Source organism: Gilliamella sp. CG35, assembly GCF_046635745.1.
In the GTDB taxonomy this organism is placed as follows: domain Bacteria; phylum Pseudomonadota; class Gammaproteobacteria; order Enterobacterales; family Orbaceae; genus Gilliamella; species Gilliamella apicola_I.
This window is the reverse complement of the sequence record NZ_JBIDFH010000001.1, coordinates 34,600-59,073: the sequence shown is the minus strand read 5'-3', so window position 1 is coordinate 59,073 and position 24,474 is coordinate 34,600. Positions and strand designations below refer to the sequence as shown.

The following is a 24,474-nucleotide window of genomic DNA, read 5'->3' as shown; positions in this document are numbered from 1 at the left end:
CTATTTATAGATAATGTGTTCAAAAATGGGGCAGTTACGCGAAAAAGGTATTGCTTTATTATTTTAATACTATAATATAGCGACCTCTTTGACGCGGGGTGGAGCAGCTTGGTAGCTCGTCGGGCTCATAACCCGAAGGTCGTTGGTTCAAATCCAGCCCCCGCAACCAATTCTTCCATACTTTCAGCTTTTCTATTAGTTACACATTATGCCGATTTAGGTACTGCAAGTAACGTTGATACTGCCTCACTGATTCTTCTGGCAATATAGCTATTATTCATCGTATACAAATGGATACCATCAACATCTTGTGAAACAAGATCAACAATCTGATCAATAGCATAAGCAATCCCTGCATCACGGAATGCATCAGGATGATGTTCATATTTTTCCATCATCTGTTTAAACTTCTTCGGAAGATTAACCCCACACATCGATACCATGCGCTCTATTTGGTTTTTATTGGTCACCGGCATAATACCTGCTTCTATCGGTACGTTAATTCCCATATCATGTGCTTTATCTAAAAAAGTATAAAAATAGTCATTATCAAAAAAGAGCTGTGATATAAGTTGATCCGTTCCGGCATTCACCTTTTCTTTTAAATGTATCAAATCTTGTTTTAGGGTTGAGGTTTCAAGATGCCCTTCCGGATAACAAGCACCTATTACATTAAAATCCCCATTTTCTTTAATATATGAGACCAATTCACTGGCATAGCGAAAATCATCTTTAGGCGCAATATTAGGATTAATATCGCCTCGTAAGGCAAGCACATTATCAATACCAGCACATTTAAGATCATGAAGAATTTTTTGCATTTCTGCTTTATCAAAACTAATACCGGGTAAATGAGCGACACTTTCAATACCATAAGTGTGTTTGACCGAGTGGGCAATATCAATAGTGGTTTGACCGTTCAAACTGCCACCAGCCCCATAAGTTACACTGATAAAATCAGGCTTAAAATAGCCAAGTTCACGTAATGTGCTATAGATAGTCTCTAAAGGCGACGTTTTTTTAGGTGGAAACACTTCAAAAGAGAACACCGTTTTTTTATTAAAAAGTAAATTTGTTTTCATTTGTTTCATCCATTCGTGTGCCAACGATTGTCCTTACTGACATTTCCGCCGCTCAAAATCGGCGGCGGAATAATAAGGCTTAACAACGTTATTTAGCGTTAAAAAAGCTTATCAATTGAGTGTTTTTCGAACTTCTAATGTTGCTTGAACTAAATGTTCTAAGCTTTCAACAACTTCTTTTTCGCCACGCGTTTTTAAACCACAATCTGGATTAATCCATAATTTTTGCTTTTCAATTTTAGCCAGTAACTTCTCAATCGTGGCTTTAATTTCGGCAACCGGTGGGACACGAGGTGAATGAATATCGTAAACACCTGGGCCAACTTCTGTTTTAAAGTGATTAGCTTTAAGTACGTCAATCAATTGCAGATTTGAACGAGAAGCTTCAAACGAAATCACATCAGCATCCATTGCGTCAATATCTTTGATGATGTCAGCAAATTCGCTGTAACACATATGCGTATGAATTTGTGTATCAGCTTGTACTTTGCTATGAACTAATCTAAATGCTGGAATAGCCCAATCTAAATATTCACTATTCCAATCCGCTTTACGTAGTGGTAATTTCTCTTTTAGCGCCGCCTCATCAATTTGGATAACTTTAATACCCGCCGCTTCAAGATCTAACACTTCATCACTGATTGCTAAACCAATTTGGAAGACTGATTCTTTTTGTGAAATATCTTCACGAGGGAACGACCAGTTAAGGATCGTGACTGGGCCAGTTAACATGCCTTTAACAGGTTTATCAGTGAGGCTTTGAGCGTATTGTGAATACTCAACAGTAATGGGTTTAGAGCGTGAAATATCACCCCAAACAATAGGTGGTTTAACACAACGAGTACCGTATGATTGCACCCATGCTTTTTCAGTAAAGACAAAACCATTTAAGCTTTCGCCAAAATACTCGACCATATCATTACGTTCAAATTCACCATGAACTAACACATCAATACCAATCTTTTCTTGGAGCTTAATGCATTCTGCAATTTTTTGCTTATTAAACTCGGTATATTCATTCAAACAAATTTCACCTTTTTTGAATTTTGCTCGATTTAAACGAACATCAGGAGTTTGTGGGAATGAACCAATCGTTGTTGTTGGTAGAAGTGGCAAATTGAAGGCTTTTTTCTGCGTCGCTTCACGGACTGAAAACGCTGGCAAACGGGTAAAATCGGATTCTTTTAATGCAGCGACTTTCTGACGTACTGCTTGATTGGCGCCTTCTCGTTCACGCGTAAATAACGTTTGATTAGCTTTAAACGCTGCATGATTTTCAGGTTGAGACTCGTTAACTAATAACCCCAGTTCAGCAAGTTCTTGAAGTTTTTCTTGGGCAAAAGCAAAATAAGCACGTTGTTGAATTGTTAACTTTGTTTCATTTTGCAATGTGTAAGGCACATGGAGTAAAGAACATGACGTATTGATCACCACTTTACCCGCTTTTTGTTTAATTTTAGTCACTAATGCCAATGTTTTTTGATAATTGTTTTTCCAAATATTTTTACCATTAACCACACCAGCAAATAACACTTTATCAGACGGGAATCCATGATTTTCAAGTAATGCTAATGATTGCTTGCCTTCAACAAAATCCAGTCCAATACCATCAAATGGTAGTGCCACCAATTCTTTGTAGCAATCACGAACATCACCAAAATAGGTTTGTAACACGACTTTAGTTGTCCCTTTAACCGATAAGATCGCCTGATAAAGTTCAGTAAATAAAGCAATATCATCTTTATTTAAATCAGTCACCAAAATTGGTTCATCAATTTGAATCCACTGTGCGCCAAGTGTCGTAAATTTTTGAATGATGTCTTGATAAGCTTTAATAATATCAGCTTTAAAATCAACCAGTTTTTTATTTCCTAAATACTGTGCAAGTTTGAAAAATGTTAACGCACCAATAACAACCGGTTTAGTTTGTATACCAAGTGCTTTCGCTTCTTGATATTCATCAAAAGGCTTTGTGCCAGCTAATTTAATCTGTACTGAATCTTCAATTTCAGGTACTAAGTAGTGATAGTTGGTGTTAAACCACTTTTTCATTGCCAATGCACGAACATCACCTTTCTCACCTTGATAACCCCGTGCCATTGCAAAATAACGATCCAATTCCGGTAAACTTAAATCTTGGTAACGTTTTGGAATAACATTGAGTAAACAAGCGGTATCTAATACTGCATCATAAAACGAAAAATCATTTGAGGAGATAAAAGCAATGTTATGTGATGCTTGTTGTTGCAAATGCTCAGCACGTAGTGCTTTAGCGTCATTTAATAATTCAGTCTGGCTTTTATTGCCTTTAAAATAAGCTTCGGTAGCAAATTTAAGTTCACGAAGCTTACCAACACGAGGATATCCAATTACAGCAGTATTCATTTTTTGTTTTCCTTTCATCACATTTCTTAAGTAGCAAAAAAGATAACAAAAAAAACTGTTATTGAATAATTCTAGTTTTTTATTGATTGATATAGTTTTTTTCTATATCTAAACATCAAAAAAAATCCCTCTAACGTTATATTGTCAGAAGGATTTTAGTTAATTATTTAGGAAAATTGACTATTTACGCCATTCACCACGAATAGGTCTTGAAAAATAAGCAAGTACGGCAATCATACAAATTTCAATCGACACACCCCAGTAGATATGTCCTAAAAATTCACTCCAAAGTTCATAACCATTTAAATTCCATAACCAACCTACTGTACCCTCTGGATCGTAAGCAGGATGACGGAAACCAAGCAGTGGAATTAAAAAGCCATGCATGGTGACGGTAATGATAATGCCGTAGAATGCACCATACCATAATCGGATTTTATTCCAAAAGTAGGCAATAAACACATAGACAAAAGCAAATGCAAAACTAAATAGCCAGTGATAAAGTGTCACTGCACCTGAAACGATAGCCGTTTGATAAGCATAATCAAGCGAGTGAGAATTAATACCTAACCAACCAAGCCATGCATCAATATGTGCTGCAGGAGGAGAAACTTCACCGGGTACACGAGGAGGCATGTTGACTTCTGAGCCCCATTTAACTAACGCACTAATGAATCCACCAATCAGAGTTGTCCAAATAATAATTTGACGATTTGTTTTATTTCCAAACATGTTAAATGTCCTTAATTATTGTTAAAATTTTCCAAATTATATTGCATAATAATTTAGGTTGAAAGAGGGTATAATAAGATTAATTCACAAGAAAATCTATTATAATAATTGGTAAAACTTGATCTAAAACTCATTTTACAAAGAAAAATATTCAATTGTTTCATATTTCATCGTAAATTCACGGGATTTTCGTTATTTAACTTTTAGAAAAAACAAATGACAGTGGATATTCAAATCATCAATAAACACGAGTTTTCTTACAAAACACCATTAAACTGTATTTATTTACAGTATTTTTGTTGCTATACTGCTCATATTTTCACTAGCATTACTGATTAATTTTTTATGATAACTCAACTTACTATAAATAATTTTGCTATCGTCGATCACCTGTTAGTTGACTTTACAACCGGGATGACTGCTATAACCGGTGAAACCGGAGCAGGGAAATCGATCGCGATCGATGCTTTAGGGCTCTGTTTAGGTAATCGTTCCGATGCTTCATCTATCCGTTTAGGTGCTGAACGTGTCGATATTTCAGCCTGCTTTGTGCTTGATGACACACCAGCCGCCTTTTCTTGGCTAACCGAAAATCAGCTAGACGAAGGTAATGAATGTATATTACGACGAGTTATCAATCAAGATGGACGTTCAAAAGCCTTTATTAATGGTCGTGCTGTGCCCATATCCCAACTCAAAGATTTAGGGCAAATGTTAATCCAAATTCATGGACAACATGAACCCCAACGTCTTTTACGAGGTGAATATCAGCAGTTATTACTTAATCATTATATGAATGAGCCATCACTGCTCAATCAAATGCAACAAGCTTATAAGCAATGGAAAGTAGCACGCCAGACTTATGAACAGTATCAAGCATCACGACAAGAACGAGAAGCACATGTTCAGTTATTACAATATCAACTTAAAGAGCTAAATGAATTTTCACCTATTGAAGGGGAATACCAACAAATTGATGAAGAATACAAACGTTTATCGAATAGTGAACAGTTAATTCAGCTTAGCCAACAATCGGTGATGCTTTTAGATGAAGCTGATGAATACAATGTCAGTAATCTACTTGGTAGTGTTAAAAACAGTGTGCAGGAGTTATCCGAACTCGATCCAAATTTAAGTAACGTGTTTAACATGCTGGAAGAAGCCGCTATCCAGATCAAAGAAGCCAGTTATGAACTGCGCCATTACAGCGAAAGTTTAGAGCTTGATCCAGCGCGTGTCATGCAACTTGAACAACGGCTATCAAAGCAAATAGCGCTTGCCCGTAAACACCATGTTGCACCAGAGGCACTTCCTGAATTGCATCAGAATTTGCTTACCGAATTCAAACAGATTAATCAACAAGATGAACAAAGTGAACAACTAAAGGCAGATATTACCAAATATCATCAATTTGCACTTGAAATTGCCCAAAAATTACATCAAAAACGCTTAACGAGCAGTAAAGCATTAGCTAAAAAAGTCACGGCTATTATGCATGAATTATCTATGCCTAATGGACAATTTAGCATTGATATAACCTTTGATGAAACGCGTTTAAATGAAGACGGCGCCGATCAAGTTACTTTTTTAGTTACCACCAATGTCGGACAGCATGCCTTGCCCCTTGCCAAAGTGGCATCTGGCGGTGAATTATCACGTATTGCGCTAGCAATACAGGTTTTGACGGCTCAAAAAATGGATACACCGGCATTGATATTTGATGAAATCGATGTAGGCATTAGCGGCCCTACAGCTTCTAAAGTTGGGCAATTATTAAGACAACTTGGACAATCTACCCAAGTTATTACTGTTACCCACTTACCACAAGTTGCGGGACAAGCTAATCAACACTATTTTGTCAGTAAGCAAACTAACAGCAAACAGACATCAACTGATATGCAAAAATTAGACAATAATGGACGTTTAAATGAATTAGCCCGACTTTTAGGCGGAGATAAAATTACTGATGCAACATTAGCCAATGCGAAAGAGTTACTTATTATCTAAATGAATTGTGGTAATATAGTGATTTTGATTTGAAGGTGAAGGAAACTTGATCATGAATCTTTCTGGTAAACATATTTTATTAGGAATTACAGGAGGCATAGCTGCTTATAAATGCCCGGATCTTGTTCGCCATTTAAAAAAAGCGGGAGCGGACGTAAGAGTAATCGTCACTGACTCGGCTAGCCATTTTGTCACAACAATGACGTTACAAGCCGTTTCAGGTAATCCTGTTTCAACTGATTTATTTGATCCTTCTGCTGAACTCTCTATGAGCCATATTGAACTGGCAAAATGGGCGGATTTAGTATTAATCGCCCCTGCAACAGCGAATATTATTGCTAAAATAGCCAATGGCATTGCCGATGACCTGTTATCAACGGTTTGTTTAGCAACATCAGCAAATATTGCGTTAGCACCAGCCATGAATCAACAGATGTATAAAGCAGCAGCAACCCAACATAATCTATCTGTACTAAGTAACCGAAATACATTCATTTTAGGCCCTGACGATGGTTTTCAAGCTTGCGGTGATTACGGCCCAGGACGAATGGTTGAACCTCAAGCAATTGTCGATCAAATTGAACGTTGTTTTTCAACTTCATCTGCATTATCAGGCATATCGCTAACCATCACGGCTGGCCCAACGATTGAAGAGTTAGATCCTGTTCGATATATTAGTAATTATAGTTCAGGAAAGATGGGATTTGCTATTGCTAAAGTTGCCGCTGATATGGGTGCAAAGGTAACCCTAATAAGTGGTCCGGTAAATTTAGATACGCCCAAAAATGTGAATCGAATTGATGTAAAAAGTGCAAATGAGATGTATAACGAAGCGTTAAAATTTGCTAAACAATCCTCTATTTTTATTGGGTGTGCCGCCGTTGCCGACTATCGAGCTGAAACTATCGCCGAAAATAAAATTAAAAAGACAGATAATAGTAATGAATTATTGATTAAGTTAGTCAAAAATCCTGACATTATTGCGCATATTGCAGCGTTAAAAGAACAGCGCCCTTTTGTGGTTGGTTTTGCGGCTGAAACCGAAAATGTTAAAAATTATGCCTTAAAAAAATTAACAGCTAAAAACCTAGATTTGATTTGCGCTAATGATGTTTCTGATAAAAAAATTGGCTTTAATTCTGAGCAAAATGCATTAACACTTTATTGGCAAAATGGTGAACAAACATTACCATTAAGTAGTAAACAACAATTAGCAACACAGTTACTTGAAGTTGTTATAACACGATATAAAGCGAGTCATGATGAAAAGAAAAATTGATATTAAAATATTAGATAAACGTTTAGGTAATGATTTTCCGCTTCCAACCTATGCAACCGAAGGATCGGCTGGCATTGATCTACGAGCAATGTTTGATAAAACAACCGAGATAAAACCCGGTGAAACCATTTTAACGCCAACAGGTTTATCCATGCATATTGCAGATCCGACTTTAGCGGCATTAGTTTTACCTCGATCAGGGTTAGGATCTAAAAATGGGATTGTACTTGGTAATTTAGTGGGTCTCATTGATTCAGATTACCAAGGTCAGTTATTTGTACCAGTATGGAACCGTAGTCAAACTCCATTTGTGATTGAAGCAGGTGATCGCATTGCCCAGTTAATTATTGTTCCTGTCATACAAGCAGAATTTAATATTGTTGATGAATTTACAGCGTCAGCACGCGGCGAAGGTGGATTTGGGCATTCGGGTAAAAAATGATTGTGAGCAGCAAAAATAAAAATAGGAAAGAAGATATACTGCAAGCTTTAGCCACCATGCTTGAATCTAATGAAGGTACCCAACGCATTACTACAGCAAAGTTAGCAGCAAGTGTTGGTGTATCAGAAGCTGCACTTTATCGACATTTTCCGAGTAAAACTAAAATGTTTGAAAGTTTAATTGTCTACATTGAAGATATTTTACTTTCTCGCATTAATGTCATTATGCAAGATGAGCTAAATACCTTTGTCCGTTTACAGTTAATTCTCGCATTAATATTGGGTTTTTCTGAAAAAAATCCCGGATTAACCAGAATTATGACTGGGCATGCCTTAATGTTTGAACAAGAGCAACTTCAAGAACGTATTAGTCAGCTATTTGAACGAATTGAAACTCAAATTAAGCAAGTATTACGTGAACGAAAAATTCGTGAAGGCGTTGCATTTACCACCGATGAGCGAATTTTATCCAGCCAATTATTAGCTTTTTGTGAAGGGATGATGGTTCGCTATTCTCGTTCCGGCTTTAAATATTTACCAACCACCAATTTTGATACACGTTGGGCGTTATTAGCGAAACAATTAATTTAAACATATAAAATAATCTTTAACTAACTGCTCTATAATCTTTATTGAGGATAATATATGGATTTTGAAAATATTTTAAAGCAGATAGTCACACTTATTGATAAATATGACGGCGTAGTAATTGGTTATATTGTTCATTTCTGCTTTGCGATTATCATTTTTGTCGTTGGTCGAATTATTGCCAAATTTATTAGCCGTCAGCTAAAACGCATATTAATTAATCGGCAAGTAGATCCTACCGTTGTAAAGTTTGTTAGTGCTTTATCTTACTATGCCATTATTATAATGACATTAGTTGCCGTATTAGGGCAATTAGGTGTTCAAACTGCATCAATTGTTGCAGTCATTGGTGCTGCCGGTTTAGCGGTCGGTTTAGCATTACAAGGTTCATTATCGAATTTCGCTGCCGGAGTAATTTTGATCATTTTCCGTCCGTTTAAAGTCGGCGAGACAGTGGTGATTAACAATCAAAGAGGAGTAATTGATTCAATTCAAATTTTCTCAACCTCAATTGTCACACCGACTAATGAAGTGGTTGTCATCCCGAATGGGCAAGTGGTAAGTGCCAATATTATTAATTATAGTCGTCTACCTGAAAGACGTTTAGATCTAGTGATTAATGTTGGTTATAACTCCGATATCCAGAAAGTTTATCAGGTACTTAATCAAGCGGTTAATCAAACCAGCAATATATTAACCACTAAAAAACCAATTATTCGTTTAGATGTACTTGATGCATCATCAATGAATTTTAATGTTTTAGTTTGGACACTAAACGAAAATTATGGCGCTTTAAAAGCAGAGTTACTCGAAAATATTAAAAACGCATTAACTGAGAATAATATTAATATTCCTTATCCAACAATGGATGTCAATGTCACCACCAACCACTAATGAGTGAGTTGTTTTCTTTTACTTCCGTCGATCAACGTCGACGGAAATTGAAACAACCTCTTTTTCATATAAAATATCTTGATTCATATTTAAGGCTGGTTTGTCACAATCAGGGCATCCAACCACTTTCGCTGGCACACCGGCAACCGTTGTATGCTCAGGAACAGGCTCTAACACGACCGAACCAGCACCAATTTTTGCCCCTTTTCCGATTTCAATATTGCCTAATATCGTAGAGTGAGCCCCTATCATTACCCCTTCACGAATTTTAGGATGCCGATCACCGTTTTCTTTACCTGTACCACCTAAGGTCACAGATTGCAAAATCGATACATCATTTTCAATAACGACCGTTTCACCAATTACAATACCGGTTGCATGGTCAAACATCACACCACAGCCAATTTGGGCTGCTGGATGAATATCAACACCAAAAACAATGGCGATTTGACTTTGTAAAAAAATAGCCAGCGACTTACGATCTTGTTTCCAAAGCCAATGGGCAATTCGATAAGCCTGTAACGATAAAAAGCCTTTATAATAAAGTAACGGGGTCGAATAGTAGTTTGTTGCTGGATCGCGTACATAAACCGCTAAGATATCTGTCACGGCTGATTGAATAATCGTGGTATCTGCTTCATAAGCTTGCCTTGCAATTTCACGAATTTCAATTGCCGGCATTACTTGGGTAACAAGTTTATTCGCTAAAATATAACTTAATGCACTACCCAAGTTTTTATGATTGAGTAAAGTTGCATGGAAATAACTCGCTAACATTGGCTCACTTTCAACTAATTGAGAAGCTTCCTGCCGAATGGTATGCCATAACATATCTGCTTCAACCACTTTTTTCGTAATCTTCACAATGACGACCTATAAATATTAATCACAATAATCAACATTGTTTCGCAAACTTATCAAGTAAGCAAGTGTTGTATTTTATTATCATCATTTAAATAGCAAAATGGAAACAATCTGTTTCCATATTTTTGACGATTTTTACGATGATAATGAAGATTCTAGCTTAGCTTTTTTTTCATCACACAAGGTAAATATAGCAATGACCAAAATCAATAGAACAATACCGGCAAGGGCATAAAATGTGGTTGAATATCCGGTAGTATCAAATAGTTTTCCGACTAACCATGAAAGCACAATAACCCCAATATTTGATGAGATATTAAAGCCAACTAAATATAATGTCGAAGACAATCTTTCATCAAAATTCGCAACAACATATTTAAATACGGCTAAAATAAATAACGGGGTTTCAATAGCATGAAAAAGTTTCACTAATGAAATTAAATACACATTATCTAATGTTGCTGATAATGCAATTCGGCAAATCATCACTAACGCTGCCACTAATAACGCTCTTTTAGCGCCAATTTTATAAATAATGTATGGAGCTAAAATCATACAGATAGCTTCTAAAAAAACTTGGAAAGAGTTCAAATAACCATATACTTTGTAACCCCATTCTTGTTGAGTAAAAAAAGTGGTATAGAAATTAGGAAATAATTGCTGATCGTAAATGGTATAAAAACTATTGGTTCCAATAATAAAGAAAACAAATAACCAAAACTTTTTCATGCCAAATAAAGACACTATTTCACTCATCGTTGGAATAGTTGATGTTTTTTCAACAACAAGATTTTTATCATTTCCCGATGAGGACTCCGAATAATGTTTAGGTTTAAATAGGATATTAATGGTAAAAAAGATTGCTGCAACAGCCGATGCCATCCAAAAGTTAATATGCGGGTTTATACCAAATAAAATACCGGCAACAAAGGTTGCTGCGGCATAACCAAATGATCCCCAAAAACGAGCAGGACCAAATTCAAAACCAAATAATCGACTTATTCGCTCAATAAAAGAATCAACTAAAGCACATCCAGAGATAAACCCAGCGCTTAATACCGGCGCACCAATGCAAGCACCAAGAATAAAATCGTGTTTTAATAAGGGTTCATAGACATAAATCATAAATGGACCAATCAGCAACATCATAATACTTTGAAACGTAATAACTGCTTTACCGATTTGTAATTTATCTTGAATAATGCCATAAAAGATCATAAAAAACATAGCGGCGGCAGAGTTGGCTGCGTAAACAATTCCTAACTGCTCGCCAGATAATCCAATTGTACTTTTAAGCCATATGGCGTAAAAAGACCACCAAAGAGACCATGCTGCATAAAAGGTTATAAGATAACCTGATGAGAACCAATAATTTTTATTTTCTACCGTTTCTATCGTTTTCATATTTTAGTACTCTTATATTATGGAAGTTTAACGTTAACATGTTAATGTTAACATTATTGTCATAAATGAAACTAAATAGATAGAATCAGATATCATAAATGTTACATTCCTCACACTTTTTATCATTTTTATTTGTGGTATCATCACATTAAGTAATTACTAATTATTAACCTTTTAATGCTGAGCAAAAGGATTTAACTATGGCTTCACTTAAGGATGTCGCAAAGTTAGCATCGGTTTCATTGATGACTGTTTCGCGTGCAATCAATAATCCTGAAAAATTAAATAAAGAAACATATAAACGGGTAAAAAAAGCAATTGAACAACTCAATTATGTTCCCGATTTATCTGCACGAAAAATACGTGGTGATCATTCTGGTCCACATGCTATCGGTGTCTTAGCATTAGAAACCGCCACGACACCGTTTTCAGTTGAACTGCTACAAGCTATTGAACGAACAGCCCAGCAACATGGCTGGAATACGTTTATTGTCAATTTATTTGACGATAAAGATGCGAATCATGCCATTAACACGCTATTGTCTTATCGCCCTAATGGCATTATTTACACCACCATGGGACTAAGAAAAGTTGAGCTTCCTGAAAGATTACTTGGTAAAAATGTGGTGCTCGCCAACTGTATTAGTGATTCCGAACAATTAGCTTGTTATATTCCTGATGACTACTCTGGTCAATACCAAGCAATGCAGCAAGTCATTAATAAAGGTTATCAAAAACCGCTTTGTATCTATTTATCCGAACATACTTTAGCCGGTAGCATTAGACGTCAGGCAGCAGAACAAGCTTGGCTTGATGCAGGTAAAAATTTAGATGACCTAATTAGTTATCATACATCCACATCTCAAGGTAATCTTGCGCAAGAATATATGATGACAGTTGAAATATTAAAACAACACTGTGCTAGAAAACCTGAATTTGATGTATTAATTTGTGGTAATGATCGGATCGCTTTTGTTGCTTATCAATATTTACTAAGTAATGGTTTCCATATTCCTAACGATGTTGCTATTTTAGGCTATGATAATATGGTGGGTACTGGCGAGCTTTTTTATCCCCCTTTAACAACAGTACAGCTTCCCCATTATGAAATAGGCGAACAAGCAGCTTTACATATCATCACAGGTCAAACCCAAAAAACGGTAACACAAGTTGCATCAGCATTTTTACAACGCCAATCTTTATAGACACAGTGACAAACCCACCAGACGAGATGGTGGGTTAATGACTCATGATTGATAGATTGATTTTAATTGCCAGCTTTCTAATTTAATGATTTTAGCCTGCCCATTTTCTGCAAATAAATTCACCTTTCTTGTCGCAGGTAATTTAGGGTAAATACGGCTAGACAAGCTATATAAATCCTTATTCACAAAAACTTCTACGGATGATGCATCAACATAAATATGTAAGCTTAACTTATCGGTTTTTGGTAATGGTACACTACGGTAACCTTTAAGCTCTAAACCAGAAAGACTTCTATCAAGTACAATGCGATTAGATTGTAAATCAATAAATAACAACGTTGCTTGTTTACCATCTTCAGTTGCTGCCAGTTGCAAGCCAAAACGTTCTGCATTACTTTCAGAGAGATCAATTTCGACATTAAGTTCACAACTAATTGATTCAATCGACGTATTTTTCAATTCACTACTCAACAATATATTGGTTAATGATTGAGGTTTTTCACGTAATACTTCAAGTTCTTTAATCGGTCTGTTGCGAACATTATTGTCTGCATCTAAGATCAATTCACGGGGTAAGGTAAATGCCCCCATCCATTTATCTTTTTTGCTCGGCATGACTGATTCCCACATATCCATCCAAGCAAAAATAATTCGGCGTCCATCTGCTGCAAGAAACGATTGAGGGGCATAAAAATCATGACCAAAATCCATTTCTTGAAAAGGTTTAATAACAGAAAATTTTTGTCCTGGTTGCCAATCACCAACAATATAACCTGATTGAAACCGATTACGATATTGGTAACCTTTAGCTTTCATACCTTGCGGAGAAAACATTAAAATCCATTTGTCACCTAACGGAAAAAAATCAGGGCATTCAAGCATATAAACATCAGGATCGATATCACTTATCACAACATGATCAAATTGCCATTTTTTAAGATCTTGTGAGCGATACAGTAAAACTTTGCCCACATCGTTGCGATCTCGCTGGCCGACAACCATCCACCATATCCCATCTTGTTGCCAAACCTTAGGATCGCGAAAATGCATGATGCCATCTTCTGGCGTTAAAATCGTTCCCTGTTTTTCAAAATGAATACCGTCTTTACTAATAGCAAGGCATTGGGTTTGCCGAATTTGCTCATCGTTACCTTGACCATTTAACCAAATATGCCCCGTATAAATTAAATATAATTCGCCATCTTTTTCGACTGCCGAACCGGAAAAACAGCCACTTTTATCAAACTCTTGATCGGGTGCAATGGCTATGGGTAATCTTCGCCATGTCACTAAATCATCACTAACAGCGTGCCCCCAATGCATCGGTCCCCAGTTTTCATCATAAGGATGATGTTGATAAAAGGCATGATACTGCCCTTTAAAGTAAATCAAACCATTTGGATCGTTCATCCATCCCGATTGTGGTGCTAAATGAAAATGTGGGTAATACTGTTTATTCATGGTCGTTTCTAATTGCAAAACAGCTTGATTTGCTTTATCAATAGCAGTAGACATAAAATCCCCTTTGTTCATCCGATATCAGATTTATCTGATTATATGGTATATTAATTTAATTGTTAACGTTAACTATAGATAAATTAAGCGATAAAATATGTGATGAAAGTCACACATTTTTAACGTTAACAATGAATTTTTTTTGAAATGATTTAGTCTATGGCGAATGACTAATTATTAAACTTGGTTTAATCTGTATGTAGCAGACGATATCAATAAGAAATATCGTCAACCTATTCACACACCTTAAACCCTATTAACCAAATATTATATCGAGTAATGAAATGAATAATACTAAAGTCTGGTCTCTTGGCGATGCGGTTATTGATTTATTGCCATTTGGCGAAATGAATTATCAAGCTTGTGCAGGGGGTGCACCTGCAAATGTTGCTATTGGCGTGGCTAAGTTAGGTCTTCCTTCGGCGTTTATCGGCCGCGTCGGTAATGATCCGTTTGGTCACTTTATGGAAAAAACATTCAAAGAATATCATGTTGACTGCCAAAGCCTTGAAAAAGATGATCTTCATCGAACCAGTACTGTCGTTGTCGATTTAGGTAAAAACGGCGAACGCAGCTTTACTTTTTTAGTCTCGCCGTCAGCCGATCAATTCCTTTCAAAACAAGCAATACCCCATTTTAATCAAGACATTTTACATTTTTGTTCTTTGGCATTAGTTGGACAAACTTGTCGACAAACACTTAAAACCGCTATTGAAGATCTGACCGCTAAAAATGGGTTAATTAGTTTTGACATTAATTTACGGGAGCAAATGTGGAAAGATAAAGACGAAATGCGCACCATTATTACGCAGTTTTGTCACGATGCAGATATTCTTAAACTGTCTGATGAAGAGCTGTTTTGGTTGACAGAAAGTCAAGATTGGCATGAAGCATTAAATAAACTTCAGCAGCACTATAATGCTCCACTAAAATTGGTGACCAAAGGTCGAGATGGCAGTATTGTCGTATGGCAAGGTAAAACCTTTTCGTTTGATTCCTACCATGTGAATAGTGTTGACACAACCGGAGCTGGCGATGCTTTTGTCGCAGGTTTGTTAAGTAGCATAGCGTCATCAGGAATGCCAGAAGATAAACTCATGCTAGAAAGCATGATGACCATTGCCAGTGCCTGTGGTGCTTTAGCCACAACTCAAAAAGGAGCATTAACGGCACTACCTGATAGCGCATTTTTACAATCATTTATTAGCGATAATCCAGCATTAACCGCTAAACAAATGGCGTAATTCAATGACAGAAAAAGAAAAAATGTTATCTGGGTTACTGTATGATCCTGGTATCCATTTACTGGCTAACGATCGGCTTTACGCTCAAGATCTCTGCTTTCAACTCAATCAATTATCCCCCCTTGCCGAAAAACAGCGATATCAGCTGTTTCAAACGCTACTGGGAAAAACAGGAGAGCAGTTTACGATAATGCCGGGATTCCAATGTGATTACGGTTATAATATTGAAATTGGTGAAAACTTTTTCGCCAATTTTAATTGCATCATGCTTGATGCGGCTAAAATTACATTTGGTGATAATGTGCTTGTTGCACCTAATTGCGGCTTTTACACTTCAGGGCATCCACTGGATAGCCAAACACGATGCCGTGGTCTTGAGTTTGCAAAACCAATTACTATTGGTCACAACGTTTGGATTGGCGGTAATGTAATTATACTGCCAAATGTAACTATCGGTGATAATACCGTTATCGCAGCCGGAAGCATTGTTGATCGTGATATCCCTTCAAATGTGGTCGCCATGGGCGCACCCTGTCGAGAGTATAAAACGCTTTAATTCACCTTAACTGACTGTGCTCTAGCCCATGTATCGATAGCCACAACGTCCTCAATAGTGGTTGGTTCAGGTAAAACAAGTTTATCTAATGTTGCCGATACGTGTTTGGCAATATCCATAAAACCAATTTTATTTTGCAAAAATGCTTCAACCGCCACTTCGTTAGCCGCATTAAGGGTCGTGGTTGCAGCTTGCCCTCGACAAGAAGCCTCAATGGCTAATTTTAAGCAAGGATAACGATTAAAATCAGGTGTATTAAACGTCAGTGATGACATCTGAGTAAAATCTAAATCAGGAACACCAGAGGTGATACGTAATGGATAAGACATAGAATAAGCGATAGGTGTCCGCATATCAGGCACACCTAATTGAGCAATAACACTGCCATCTTGATAACGGACCATTGAATGAATAATTGATTGTGGATGGACAATGATTTCCATTTGCTCGGCACTGGCATTAAATAACCAACGTGCTTCAATATATTCTAAACCTTTATTCATCATCGTAGCGGAATCAACGGAAATCTTTTTTCCCATTGACCAATTAGGATGAGCAATCGCTTGTGAAGGTGACACAGAAGATAATTGATTGACAGCCCAATCTCGAAAAGGCCCCCCAGAGCCGGTTAACACGATTTTGGTCACACCATGATCAACCAAATTAGCAAACCCGAGATCATGCTGAACGGCGGTTGGCAGACTTTGAAAAATCGCATTATGTTCACTATCAACCGGTAACAGTTCAGCGCCATATCGCTTTACGGCTTGCATAAACAGATGTCCACAAGTAACCAAAGACTCTTTGTTAGCCAGTAAAATACGTTTTCCTTTTTCAATTGCAGCAAGCGTCGGTTTTAATCCTGCTGCGCCCACAATGGCAGCCATGACTTGGTGAACTTCGGGCAACTGTGCTAAATCACAAATAGCTTGTTCACCACTTAATACTTCAATATCCAATTTTAGATCAACAAGATTTGCTTTAAGCTGTTGTGCAGCTTGTTCACTTGCCATTGCCACATAATGGGGTTTAAATTCTTGGCATTGTTCAGTCATTTTTTTTACATTACTGCCACCCACTAGCACATAAGCATTAAATAATGTTGGATTTTGCCGAATGACCGCTAAAGTGCTACAGCCTATTGATCCTGTTGAACCTAAAATTGCGATGTTTTTCATAATTAATAAATTAAACCAATGTTATTTTCTTTAAAATATGAAACATATTCTAAATCAGGTACTTTGTCTGTCATTACCAAATTAAATTCATCAAGGTTACAAATAAAAGCTGGCTTAACTTGGTTAAACTTAGTGTGATCGACAATTAATATATTTTGATTAGATTTTTTCATGGCTTTATGTTTCATATTTAACTCATCAAAATGGTAACAAGTGGTACCTTGAGTTAGATCGATACCCGCTGCCGAAATAAAGGCTTTATTTGGACAAATAACATCGAGCTGATTATTTGAACAAATACTGGTAAAAATTGCATTATTAAGTTGATAATGCCCACCACATAAAATGATTTTACACTTTGGTTTTTTTTGTAATGCCAGAAAGGAATTGAGCGAGTAGCAGATGGCAGTGAAAGAAATATCATCACTAATTTCATCAATGATAAATTGCATAGTCGTACCACAATCAAAAAAAATTGTATCGTTTTCATCAACAAATTGACTAACCAACTTACCAATATAACGTTTTTCAATTACTTGCTTATCTTGCTGATCAGACACAAAATATTGCGATATGGTATGACGTGCCTGATTAACCACATAACCGCCTAAAACAGCCAAACATGAGGAGTGATTATTAAGATCACGACGAATTGTCATTTCAGAAACACCAAGCATTTGTGCTGCTTGTTTTAAATGAATTTTATCGATTATTTTTAAATGTTCAATAAGTGCATTGACTCTTTTTTTGGGTTGTGTTTCCATTGCTATTCCATCTATAGCCATAAGCTACTGTATCAGTAGCTTATGAAGGATGAATTAATAACCGCTAGAGGAAGTTTTATCGCCTGATACAATCGCAATACCCGCGCTAGCGCCTAATCGATTTGCACCAGCATAAACCATTTTTTCAGCCGTTTGACGATCTCTAATGCCACCTGATGCTTTAACACCCATTTTATCACCGACTGTTTCACGCATCAATTTTACATCTTCAACCGTCGCACCAGATACACTAAAACCAGTCGATGTTTTTACAAAAGCAACACCAATTTCCTTGCAAATAGCACAAACTTTCACAATTTCTTCTTTGGTTAACAAGCAAGTTTCTAAAATGACTTTTAACGGAACTGCACCGCATGCTTTAAAAACAGCTTCAATATCCTTTTTCACTGCTTCCCAATCATTGCTTTTTAGCCAACCGACATTGATAACCATATCGATTTCTTCAGCACCTGATTTGACAGCCATTTCGGTTTCAAATGCTTTAGCCGATGTTAACATCGCACCAAGCGGAAAACCAACAACCGAACAAACCTTTACATCACTACCTTTTAATAAGCTAGCGACTAAAGGAACATAACCTGAATTAACACATACAGAATAAAAATGGTACTGCTTAGCTTCTTCGCATAATTTACGTATTTGATCTTCAGTCGCATTCATTGCGAGTAAAGTATGATCAATATACTTTGCATAACCCATAAAATGTCCTTTAATTATTGTTAATGATATCTAGTAAATATTGTTAGTAATGTTAGGATAATAACATTATATGACTATAGATGTTATTATCCTAACATTATATACTTAAATTATGATAATTAAAAACAAAACTCTGTGCTAACTACAGACAATTTAAACAGAAAAATTATTTAATAAAGACCCAGCTTTAATGAATCGTGATTTCTCCATATCATTATTGACAGGTATTTTTCAAATGCATTCCAATATTGTGTTAGCAATTAAAATACAGTAGTTAACACTTCAGTAGTTTTCAACAGGTTAATAATCTTAGAGTAAAGTTCATCAGCATTAATTACTTTGTTTTCAAACTGACCAGAAAAATAATTAACAAATTGCTCATAATCCAAATCTGGATACTGCCCGATTGCCGTCTAATACAATGAATGCAATTTTATTGCCTAAAAAATTTAACAGGCGTAGTAACACTAATTTTTAACAAGTTGATAGGATAGGTAAGAAATTGGGTAAGTAATGCGCACTCTAACATTACCCATTGATTTAGAATATTTAAGCATTATTCACTAAATGCAAATCAAAACTTTAAAAGCTAATGATATAAATAAAATGAAAAAAGCCTAGTTAAATCAACTAAGCTTTTTAAACAAAGAATTAAAATTCCATTAACTCTTTTTCTTTATCAACAAGCACAGCATCTAATTTTTTAATGGCTGCGTCAGTTGCTTTTTGAATAAAATCTTGTGATTTACGTTCATCATCTTCTGATATTTGTTTATCTTTTAATAATGCTTTGACTTGATCATTCGCATCACGACGAATATTACGAATTGACACACGACCTTGTTCTGCTTCGTTACGAACAATTTTCGTTAAATCACGACGACGTTCTTCTGTTAGTGGTGGCAATGGTACTCGAATAACCGTACCTGCCGACGCTGGATTAAGCCCTAAATCAGAAGATAAAATTGCTTTTTCAATCATTGGTGTTAATGATTTATCAAATACGGTGATAGCCAATGTTCTTGCATCTTCAGCCACCACATTTGCTAATTGACGAAGCGGCGTTGGGCTACCATAGTATTCAACCATAATACCGTCTAATAAGTTTGGCGATGCCCGTCCTGTTCTAATCTTAGAAATATGAGTTTGAAACGCATCTATACTTTTTTCCATGCGCACTTGCGCTTCTTTTTGAATCTCATTTAGCATAATAAAAACCTTATATTGAATAAATAAGACTAACAGCTTACTGTTGCCTGATTATTAATTAATGTCCCTTCGGGTTCACCTAAAATCACTCGACGTAATGCACCTGGTTTATTCATGTTAAAGACACAAATCGGCAGGTTATGATCACGTGCTAACGTAAACGCAGCTAAATCCATTACTTTTAATTCATCATCAAGCACTTTTTCATAATTTAATGTTTTATAAAGTGTTGCATTTGGATCTTTAACAGGATCGGCCGAATAAACACCATCAACTTTTGTTGCTTTTAACACCACATCTGCTTCAATTTCGATACCACGTAAACACGCTGCTGAGTCAGTTGTAAAAAAAGGATTACCTGTTCCTGCTGAAAGAATAACCACTTTACCATGACGAAGCAAGCTAATTGCTTCTGTCCAGCGGTAATCGTCACATACTCCATTAAGTGGAATAGCTGACATTAAACGCGCATTAACCTCAATTCGATGCAACGCATCACGCATTGCAAGACCATTCATTACTGTTGCTAGCATCCCCATATGATCGCCAACAACACGATTCATACCGGCTTTTGCAAGACCAGCGCCACGAAATAGATTACCGCCCCCAATAACAACAGCAACTTGAACATTCATTTCAATAAGTTCTTTAATTTCTTGCGCCATGCGGTCAAGAACGGTGGGATCAATACCAAAACCTTCATCGCCTTGTAGTGCTTCACCACTGAGTTTAAGAAGAATACGTTTATAGAAAGGGGTTACCATATGAAGTCTCACTATTTCGTTATTTAATTACCTGACAAGCTAAAAATGGCTAGCTAGCAATAATTTAAAAAAATTTGTAGATAAACAAAACCGCCTTGACGGCGGTTTGTTACGAAACAATTAAGATTGTTTCGACATCGCAGCAACTTCGGCTGCAAAATCAACTTCCACTTTTTCAATGCCTTCACCCACTTCAAAACGGATGAAAGAAGCAACAGTCGCTTTTTTCTCAGCCAGTAAATCACCAACAGTCTTACTTGGATCCATAACAAATGGTTGACCAGTAAGTGAAACTTCACCAGTAAATTTACGCATACGGCCTTCAACCATTTTTTCAGCGATTTCACGTGGTTTACCTGATTGCATTGCAATTTCGATTTGAATATTGCGCTCATGTTCAACAACATCAGCTGGAACATCGCTTGGGCTAACATATTCTGGTTTGCTTGCAGCAATGTGCATTGCAATATGTTTAACTAATTCTTCATCACAACCACTGTTTGCAGCAACTAATACACCGATACGTGCACCATGTTGGTAACTACCAACAACATCACCTGAAATTTGTTGAATACGACGAATACCGATGTTTTCGCCGATTTTTGCAACTAGTGCTGTACGTTCTTCTTCAAATTTTGCTTGTAACGCAGCAAGATCAGTCATGTTATCGTTCAATGCAGTTGTAGCAACTTTTTCGCTAAACTCTAAGAAACCTGCATCTTTAGCAACAAAGTCTGTTTCGCAGTTGATTTCTAAAATTACACCCGATTTTTTATCCGCAGAAATCTTAGAAATAATCACACCTTCAGCCGCTACACGACCTGCTTTTTTAGCCGCTTTTGCTTGACCTGATTTACGCATATTGTCGATAGCAACTTCGATATCACCATTTGCTTCAACTAATGCTTTTTTACATTCCATCATACCTGCGCCAGTTCTTTCACGCAGTTCTTTTACCATAGAAGCGGTAACTTCAGCCATTTTTAAATCCTCTATTTAACCATTGTGATGATTTTCATTAGAATGGGTCGATTATTTATATTATCGACCCTGAAAATATTTGAGTTTATTACTCTGCTGCTGGAGCTTCTTCAACAAAGCTTTCTTCAGATACTGGAGATTGATTTTGTTCACGACCAGCACGAACGGCTTCCGCAACTGCATTTGCATATAATTGAATTGCACGAATTGCGTCATCATTACCTGGAACGATGTAATCAATACCATCTGGATCTGAGTTGGTATCAACAACAGCAACGACTGGAATACCTAAATTGTTAGCTTCTTTGATAGCGATATGTTCATGGTCTGCGCCAATAACAAAAATCACATCGGGTAAGCCACCCATATTTTTAATTCCACCCAAGCTATTTTCTAATTTAGCCATTTCACGAGCACGCATTAGTGCTTCTTTTTTGGTTAATTTGTCAAATGTACCATCACTAGCTTGTGTTTCTAAATCTTTAAGACGTTTGATTGATTGACGTACTGTTTTCCAGTTAGTCAACATACCACCTAACCAACGGTGATTAACATAGTATTGTCCACAGCTTTCAGCGGCTTGTTTAATCGCTTCGCTTGCTGCTCGTTTTGTACCAACAAATAAAATTTTACCTTTACGTGCAGCCACTTTATTTAATTCAGCTAACGCTTCGTTAAACATTGGTACTGTTTTTTCAAGGTTGATAATGTGAACTTTGTTACGCGCACCAAAAATAAATGGTTTCATTTTTGGGTTCCAATAACGGGTTTGGTGTCCAAAGTGTACACCTGCTTGTAACATATCGCGCATTGATACTGTAGTCATGATTTCCTCATTTTGACGTTGGGGTTATGCCTCCACATACCCGCTTTAACCGACCTTATTGCATAAAACAAAAGGCACCCCGGAAAAGAGTAATGATATGTGTGTGTTATAACGTTAATTAAAGTTTAAAATTTGTGCTGACTTTCACAACGATTTTTTTGAAAAATGAATGTGAAAAGTAGCGCGCGTTTTATACCATATTTAGATAAATATTGCTAGTTTTATTTATATCGATGTGATTTTTATTGGCAAAAAAAGATTTACAGTCATAATAAATGAGGATTAAGTTATCGATTAACGCCTTAAATATAATTTTTAAATACCATCAATTTCATTTCATAATTTAATAATGCATAATCCACATTTTTTATTACGCTATTTTTATTAAAAAATGATTTTATTGAATCGTTTTTTTATTTTAAATTGGCTCAATTCGACCCGTACCGGCAAATCACTCAACTCAACATTAATCATGTTTTACTCTGTCTATTCACCTTGATAGCGTTGTTCAAAAACGTCTAATGTTTCTGAGACTAGCTTTATATCACAATGCAATTTTAACTGTAGCGAATTTAACCATGCCCACAATGTCTGATTACGCGCGTTACACTGTTGTGCCAGTTCCACTTCTGATGGCTTTTCATCGAAAATTCTCGCAACACCTTCTTCAAGGCATAATCTTTTTAAATGCGTCAGCTGACTAAGCTTTTCTAATAAAACAATCGGAAATTTTCGTTGACGCAAATGCAAATCCACTATTTTATCGTTCGGTAACAGATCTAATAAATAACTAAAATCATGTTGATTCACGTCCATCATTAATGCACCCCGAGTATCAATATAGCGAAACATAATACCCGAACTGGCATTTAACTTAATTTCACCATGATATTTAGCCTGTATTGCTAACAACAACGTGATAAGTGCATGGTTACGTGTATCACGCTCCTTTTGTTTAATCAATCGCTCATCTTCTGGCAAGATTTCTAAGCTATAATCGCTAATACCATGTTCGTCAAAAAATAACCAGGTTAACTGCGGCAGATCCATCGATTTTGTTAACAAGGCTAATGACAAATGTTCTGTTACTATTTCTAATCGTTTTACGGGCTGAAAATCAGTGTGCTCAGCAAAATATTCAAAGTTTTCATCACTAAAAATGTTAAGACTTACTTTTTCCGCCAAAGGGTAATAAGCCAGTAATCCTGATAAACTATTAGCCGGTAACGGAAGATCATCATACTGAACCAGTTTTCCAAAGCTTGCTGTATCTTTGGTATCTAAAACAAAAGAATTAATCTGATTTTGCTCATTTACACTTATACAGAAACTTGATCGGTTGTTAATATCGCCTTTAGTACAATCAACGCTAATTAGCCGTTTATAATCCCACTTAAATACACTTCTGAACTCTTCGTAATTAGCCTGATATTCGCGCACTAATCCTGAGCCATCGACATACCAATTAATCCATTCAACGTCATAACCATCAATCCACAATGACTCGACACACACAAAACCGTCATAGTATTTATAAGTTACCCCGTTTAACAACTCACCTTGATAATAGACAGGATCATCAGATTCATAATACTCATCATCTTCTATCACCGCAAAATCGATTTTTACCCCACTACTGTGCCTATAAAAACCAAACGCTTGTTCCCCCGTGATTTTGCCTTCGGTCATTTGGTACACTTTATGCAACTTTTGTTCTCGATGGTCATAAGCCAGCCCACTAAATAACACATCATTTAAAAAATAAAAGCCTTGAATAACCTGTAAATGGCTCAATTCGACCCGTACCGGCAAATCACTCAACTCAACATTAATCAT

General features: G+C 36.4%; 22 protein-coding genes and 1 tRNA gene. 9 read left to right on the top strand and 14 right to left on the bottom strand.

What is annotated here, in order from left to right:
• The first annotated feature begins 92 nt into the window (after positions 1 to 92).
• A tRNA-Met gene (locus ACGH4F_RS00250) sits at positions 93 to 169 on the top strand.
• 37 nt (positions 170 to 206) lie between these two features.
• Here ACGH4F_RS00250 and metF read toward each other — a convergent pair.
• From metF to ACGH4F_RS00235, 3 genes are all read right to left on the bottom strand, one after another.
• On the bottom strand, positions 207 to 1,082 hold the full coding sequence (gene metF, locus ACGH4F_RS00245; RefSeq protein WP_220216253.1) for a methylenetetrahydrofolate reductase [NAD(P)H]: 876 nt from the start codon (positions 1,080 to 1,082) through the stop codon (positions 207 to 209).
• 111 nt (positions 1,083 to 1,193) lie between these two features.
• Positions 1,194 to 3,467, bottom strand: a complete 2,274-nt coding sequence (gene metE / locus ACGH4F_RS00240) for a 5-methyltetrahydropteroyltriglutamate--homocysteine S-methyltransferase (RefSeq protein ID WP_411589534.1) — start codon at positions 3,465 to 3,467, stop codon at positions 1,194 to 1,196.
• A 180-nt stretch (positions 3,468 to 3,647) separates the two neighbouring features.
• Positions 3,648 to 4,199: a YagU family protein gene (locus ACGH4F_RS00235; protein ID WP_065558486.1), complete on the bottom strand. Its 552-nt coding sequence runs from the start codon at positions 4,197 to 4,199 to the stop codon at positions 3,648 to 3,650.
• A gap of 345 nt (positions 4,200 to 4,544) precedes the next feature.
• Here ACGH4F_RS00235 and recN point away from each other — a divergent pair, with 345 nt between their 5' ends.
• From recN to ACGH4F_RS00210, 5 genes are read left to right on the top strand one after another with little or no spacing between them, the layout of a single operon-like run.
• Entirely contained in the window at positions 4,545 to 6,206 is a 1,662-nt protein-coding gene (recN, locus tag ACGH4F_RS00230) for a DNA repair protein RecN (protein ID WP_267379523.1), read from the top strand.
• A 49-nt stretch (positions 6,207 to 6,255) separates the two neighbouring features.
• Positions 6,256 to 7,485: a bifunctional phosphopantothenoylcysteine decarboxylase/phosphopantothenate--cysteine ligase CoaBC gene (coaBC, locus tag ACGH4F_RS00225; RefSeq protein WP_411589696.1), complete on the top strand. Its 1,230-nt coding sequence runs from the start codon at positions 6,256 to 6,258 to the stop codon at positions 7,483 to 7,485.
• The gene (gene dut / locus ACGH4F_RS00220) at positions 7,469 to 7,927 is read left to right on the top strand and encodes a dUTP diphosphatase (protein WP_065558484.1); all 459 of its coding nucleotides are present in this window, start codon (positions 7,469 to 7,471) and stop codon (positions 7,925 to 7,927) included. Before coaBC ends, dut begins: the two co-directional genes overlap by 17 nt.
• Positions 7,924 to 8,517: a nucleoid occlusion factor SlmA gene (gene slmA, locus ACGH4F_RS00215; RefSeq protein WP_065558483.1), complete on the top strand. Its 594-nt coding sequence runs from the start codon at positions 7,924 to 7,926 to the stop codon at positions 8,515 to 8,517. Before dut ends, slmA begins: the two co-directional genes overlap by 4 nt.
• Before the next feature lie 54 nt (positions 8,518 to 8,571).
• Positions 8,572 to 9,408 (top strand): mechanosensitive ion channel domain-containing protein, encoded by an 837-nt coding sequence (locus ACGH4F_RS00210; protein ID WP_411589531.1) that lies wholly within the window; start codon positions 8,572 to 8,574, stop codon positions 9,406 to 9,408.
• An 18-nt stretch (positions 9,409 to 9,426) separates the two neighbouring features.
• Here ACGH4F_RS00210 and cysE read toward each other — a convergent pair whose 3' ends face one another.
• Positions 9,427 to 10,239, bottom strand: coding sequence for a serine O-acetyltransferase (cysE, locus tag ACGH4F_RS00205; RefSeq protein WP_411589693.1), 813 nt, complete (start codon positions 10,237 to 10,239; stop codon positions 9,427 to 9,429).
• A 168-nt stretch (positions 10,240 to 10,407) separates the two neighbouring features.
• Positions 10,408 to 11,676 (bottom strand): oligosaccharide MFS transporter, encoded by a 1,269-nt coding sequence (locus tag ACGH4F_RS00200; protein ID WP_411589529.1) that lies wholly within the window; start codon positions 11,674 to 11,676, stop codon positions 10,408 to 10,410.
• Positions 11,677 to 11,876: 200 nt separating this feature from the next.
• Between ACGH4F_RS00200 and ACGH4F_RS00195 the strand changes: the two genes are divergently transcribed.
• A complete protein-coding gene (locus ACGH4F_RS00195; RefSeq protein WP_411589528.1) occupies positions 11,877 to 12,881 on the top strand; it encodes a LacI family DNA-binding transcriptional regulator in 1,005 nt (334 codons plus the stop codon).
• A 42-nt stretch (positions 12,882 to 12,923) separates the two neighbouring features.
• Here ACGH4F_RS00195 and ACGH4F_RS00190 read toward each other — a convergent pair whose 3' ends face one another.
• On the bottom strand, positions 12,924 to 14,396 hold the full coding sequence (locus ACGH4F_RS00190) for a glycoside hydrolase family 32 protein (RefSeq protein ID WP_267350183.1): 1,473 nt from the start codon (positions 14,394 to 14,396) through the stop codon (positions 12,924 to 12,926).
• A gap of 284 nt (positions 14,397 to 14,680) precedes the next feature.
• On the opposite strand from ACGH4F_RS00190, the gene ACGH4F_RS00185 reads away from it, so the two are divergent.
• Positions 14,681 to 15,640: an aminoimidazole riboside kinase gene (locus ACGH4F_RS00185; protein ID WP_267350181.1), complete on the top strand. Its 960-nt coding sequence runs from the start codon at positions 14,681 to 14,683 to the stop codon at positions 15,638 to 15,640.
• Between the two features lie 4 nt (positions 15,641 to 15,644).
• On the top strand, positions 15,645 to 16,196 hold the full coding sequence (locus ACGH4F_RS00180; protein ID WP_267350180.1) for a sugar O-acetyltransferase: 552 nt from the start codon (positions 15,645 to 15,647) through the stop codon (positions 16,194 to 16,196).
• Here the strand turns inward: ACGH4F_RS00180 and ispC are convergent.
• The 8 genes from ispC to ACGH4F_RS00140 form a co-directional block, all read right to left on the bottom strand.
• A complete protein-coding gene (ispC, locus tag ACGH4F_RS00175; RefSeq protein WP_411589526.1) occupies positions 16,193 to 17,374 on the bottom strand; it encodes a 1-deoxy-D-xylulose-5-phosphate reductoisomerase in 1,182 nt (393 codons plus the stop codon). The two genes, ACGH4F_RS00180 and ispC, sit on opposite strands and share 4 nt — an antisense overlap.
• Before the next feature lie 2 nt (positions 17,375 to 17,376).
• On the bottom strand, positions 17,377 to 18,138 hold the full coding sequence (gene deoR / locus ACGH4F_RS00170) for a DNA-binding transcriptional repressor DeoR (RefSeq protein WP_267350177.1): 762 nt from the start codon (positions 18,136 to 18,138) through the stop codon (positions 17,377 to 17,379).
• A 54-nt stretch (positions 18,139 to 18,192) separates the two neighbouring features.
• Positions 18,193 to 18,858, bottom strand: coding sequence for a deoxyribose-phosphate aldolase (gene deoC / locus ACGH4F_RS00165; protein ID WP_220216240.1), 666 nt, complete (start codon positions 18,856 to 18,858; stop codon positions 18,193 to 18,195).
• A 651-nt stretch (positions 18,859 to 19,509) separates the two neighbouring features.
• Positions 19,510 to 20,067 carry a ribosome recycling factor gene (frr, locus tag ACGH4F_RS00160; RefSeq protein WP_065558475.1) on the bottom strand — a complete coding sequence of 186 codons (558 nt, stop codon included), beginning with the start codon at positions 20,065 to 20,067 and terminating at the stop codon, positions 19,510 to 19,512.
• 29 nt (positions 20,068 to 20,096) lie between these two features.
• Complete coding sequence (gene pyrH / locus ACGH4F_RS00155) at positions 20,097 to 20,831, bottom strand: UMP kinase (RefSeq protein ID WP_065633747.1); 735 nt, start codon at positions 20,829 to 20,831, stop codon at positions 20,097 to 20,099.
• A 120-nt stretch (positions 20,832 to 20,951) separates the two neighbouring features.
• Positions 20,952 to 21,812: a translation elongation factor Ts gene (tsf, locus tag ACGH4F_RS00150; RefSeq protein ID WP_411589523.1), complete on the bottom strand. Its 861-nt coding sequence runs from the start codon at positions 21,810 to 21,812 to the stop codon at positions 20,952 to 20,954.
• 88 nt (positions 21,813 to 21,900) lie between these two features.
• Positions 21,901 to 22,638, bottom strand: coding sequence for a 30S ribosomal protein S2 (rpsB, locus tag ACGH4F_RS00145; RefSeq protein ID WP_065558472.1), 738 nt, complete (start codon positions 22,636 to 22,638; stop codon positions 21,901 to 21,903).
• Between the two features lie 486 nt (positions 22,639 to 23,124).
• The gene (locus ACGH4F_RS00140; protein ID WP_411589521.1) at positions 23,125 to 24,474 is read right to left on the bottom strand and encodes a hypothetical protein; all 1,350 of its coding nucleotides are present in this window, start codon (positions 24,472 to 24,474) and stop codon (positions 23,125 to 23,127) included.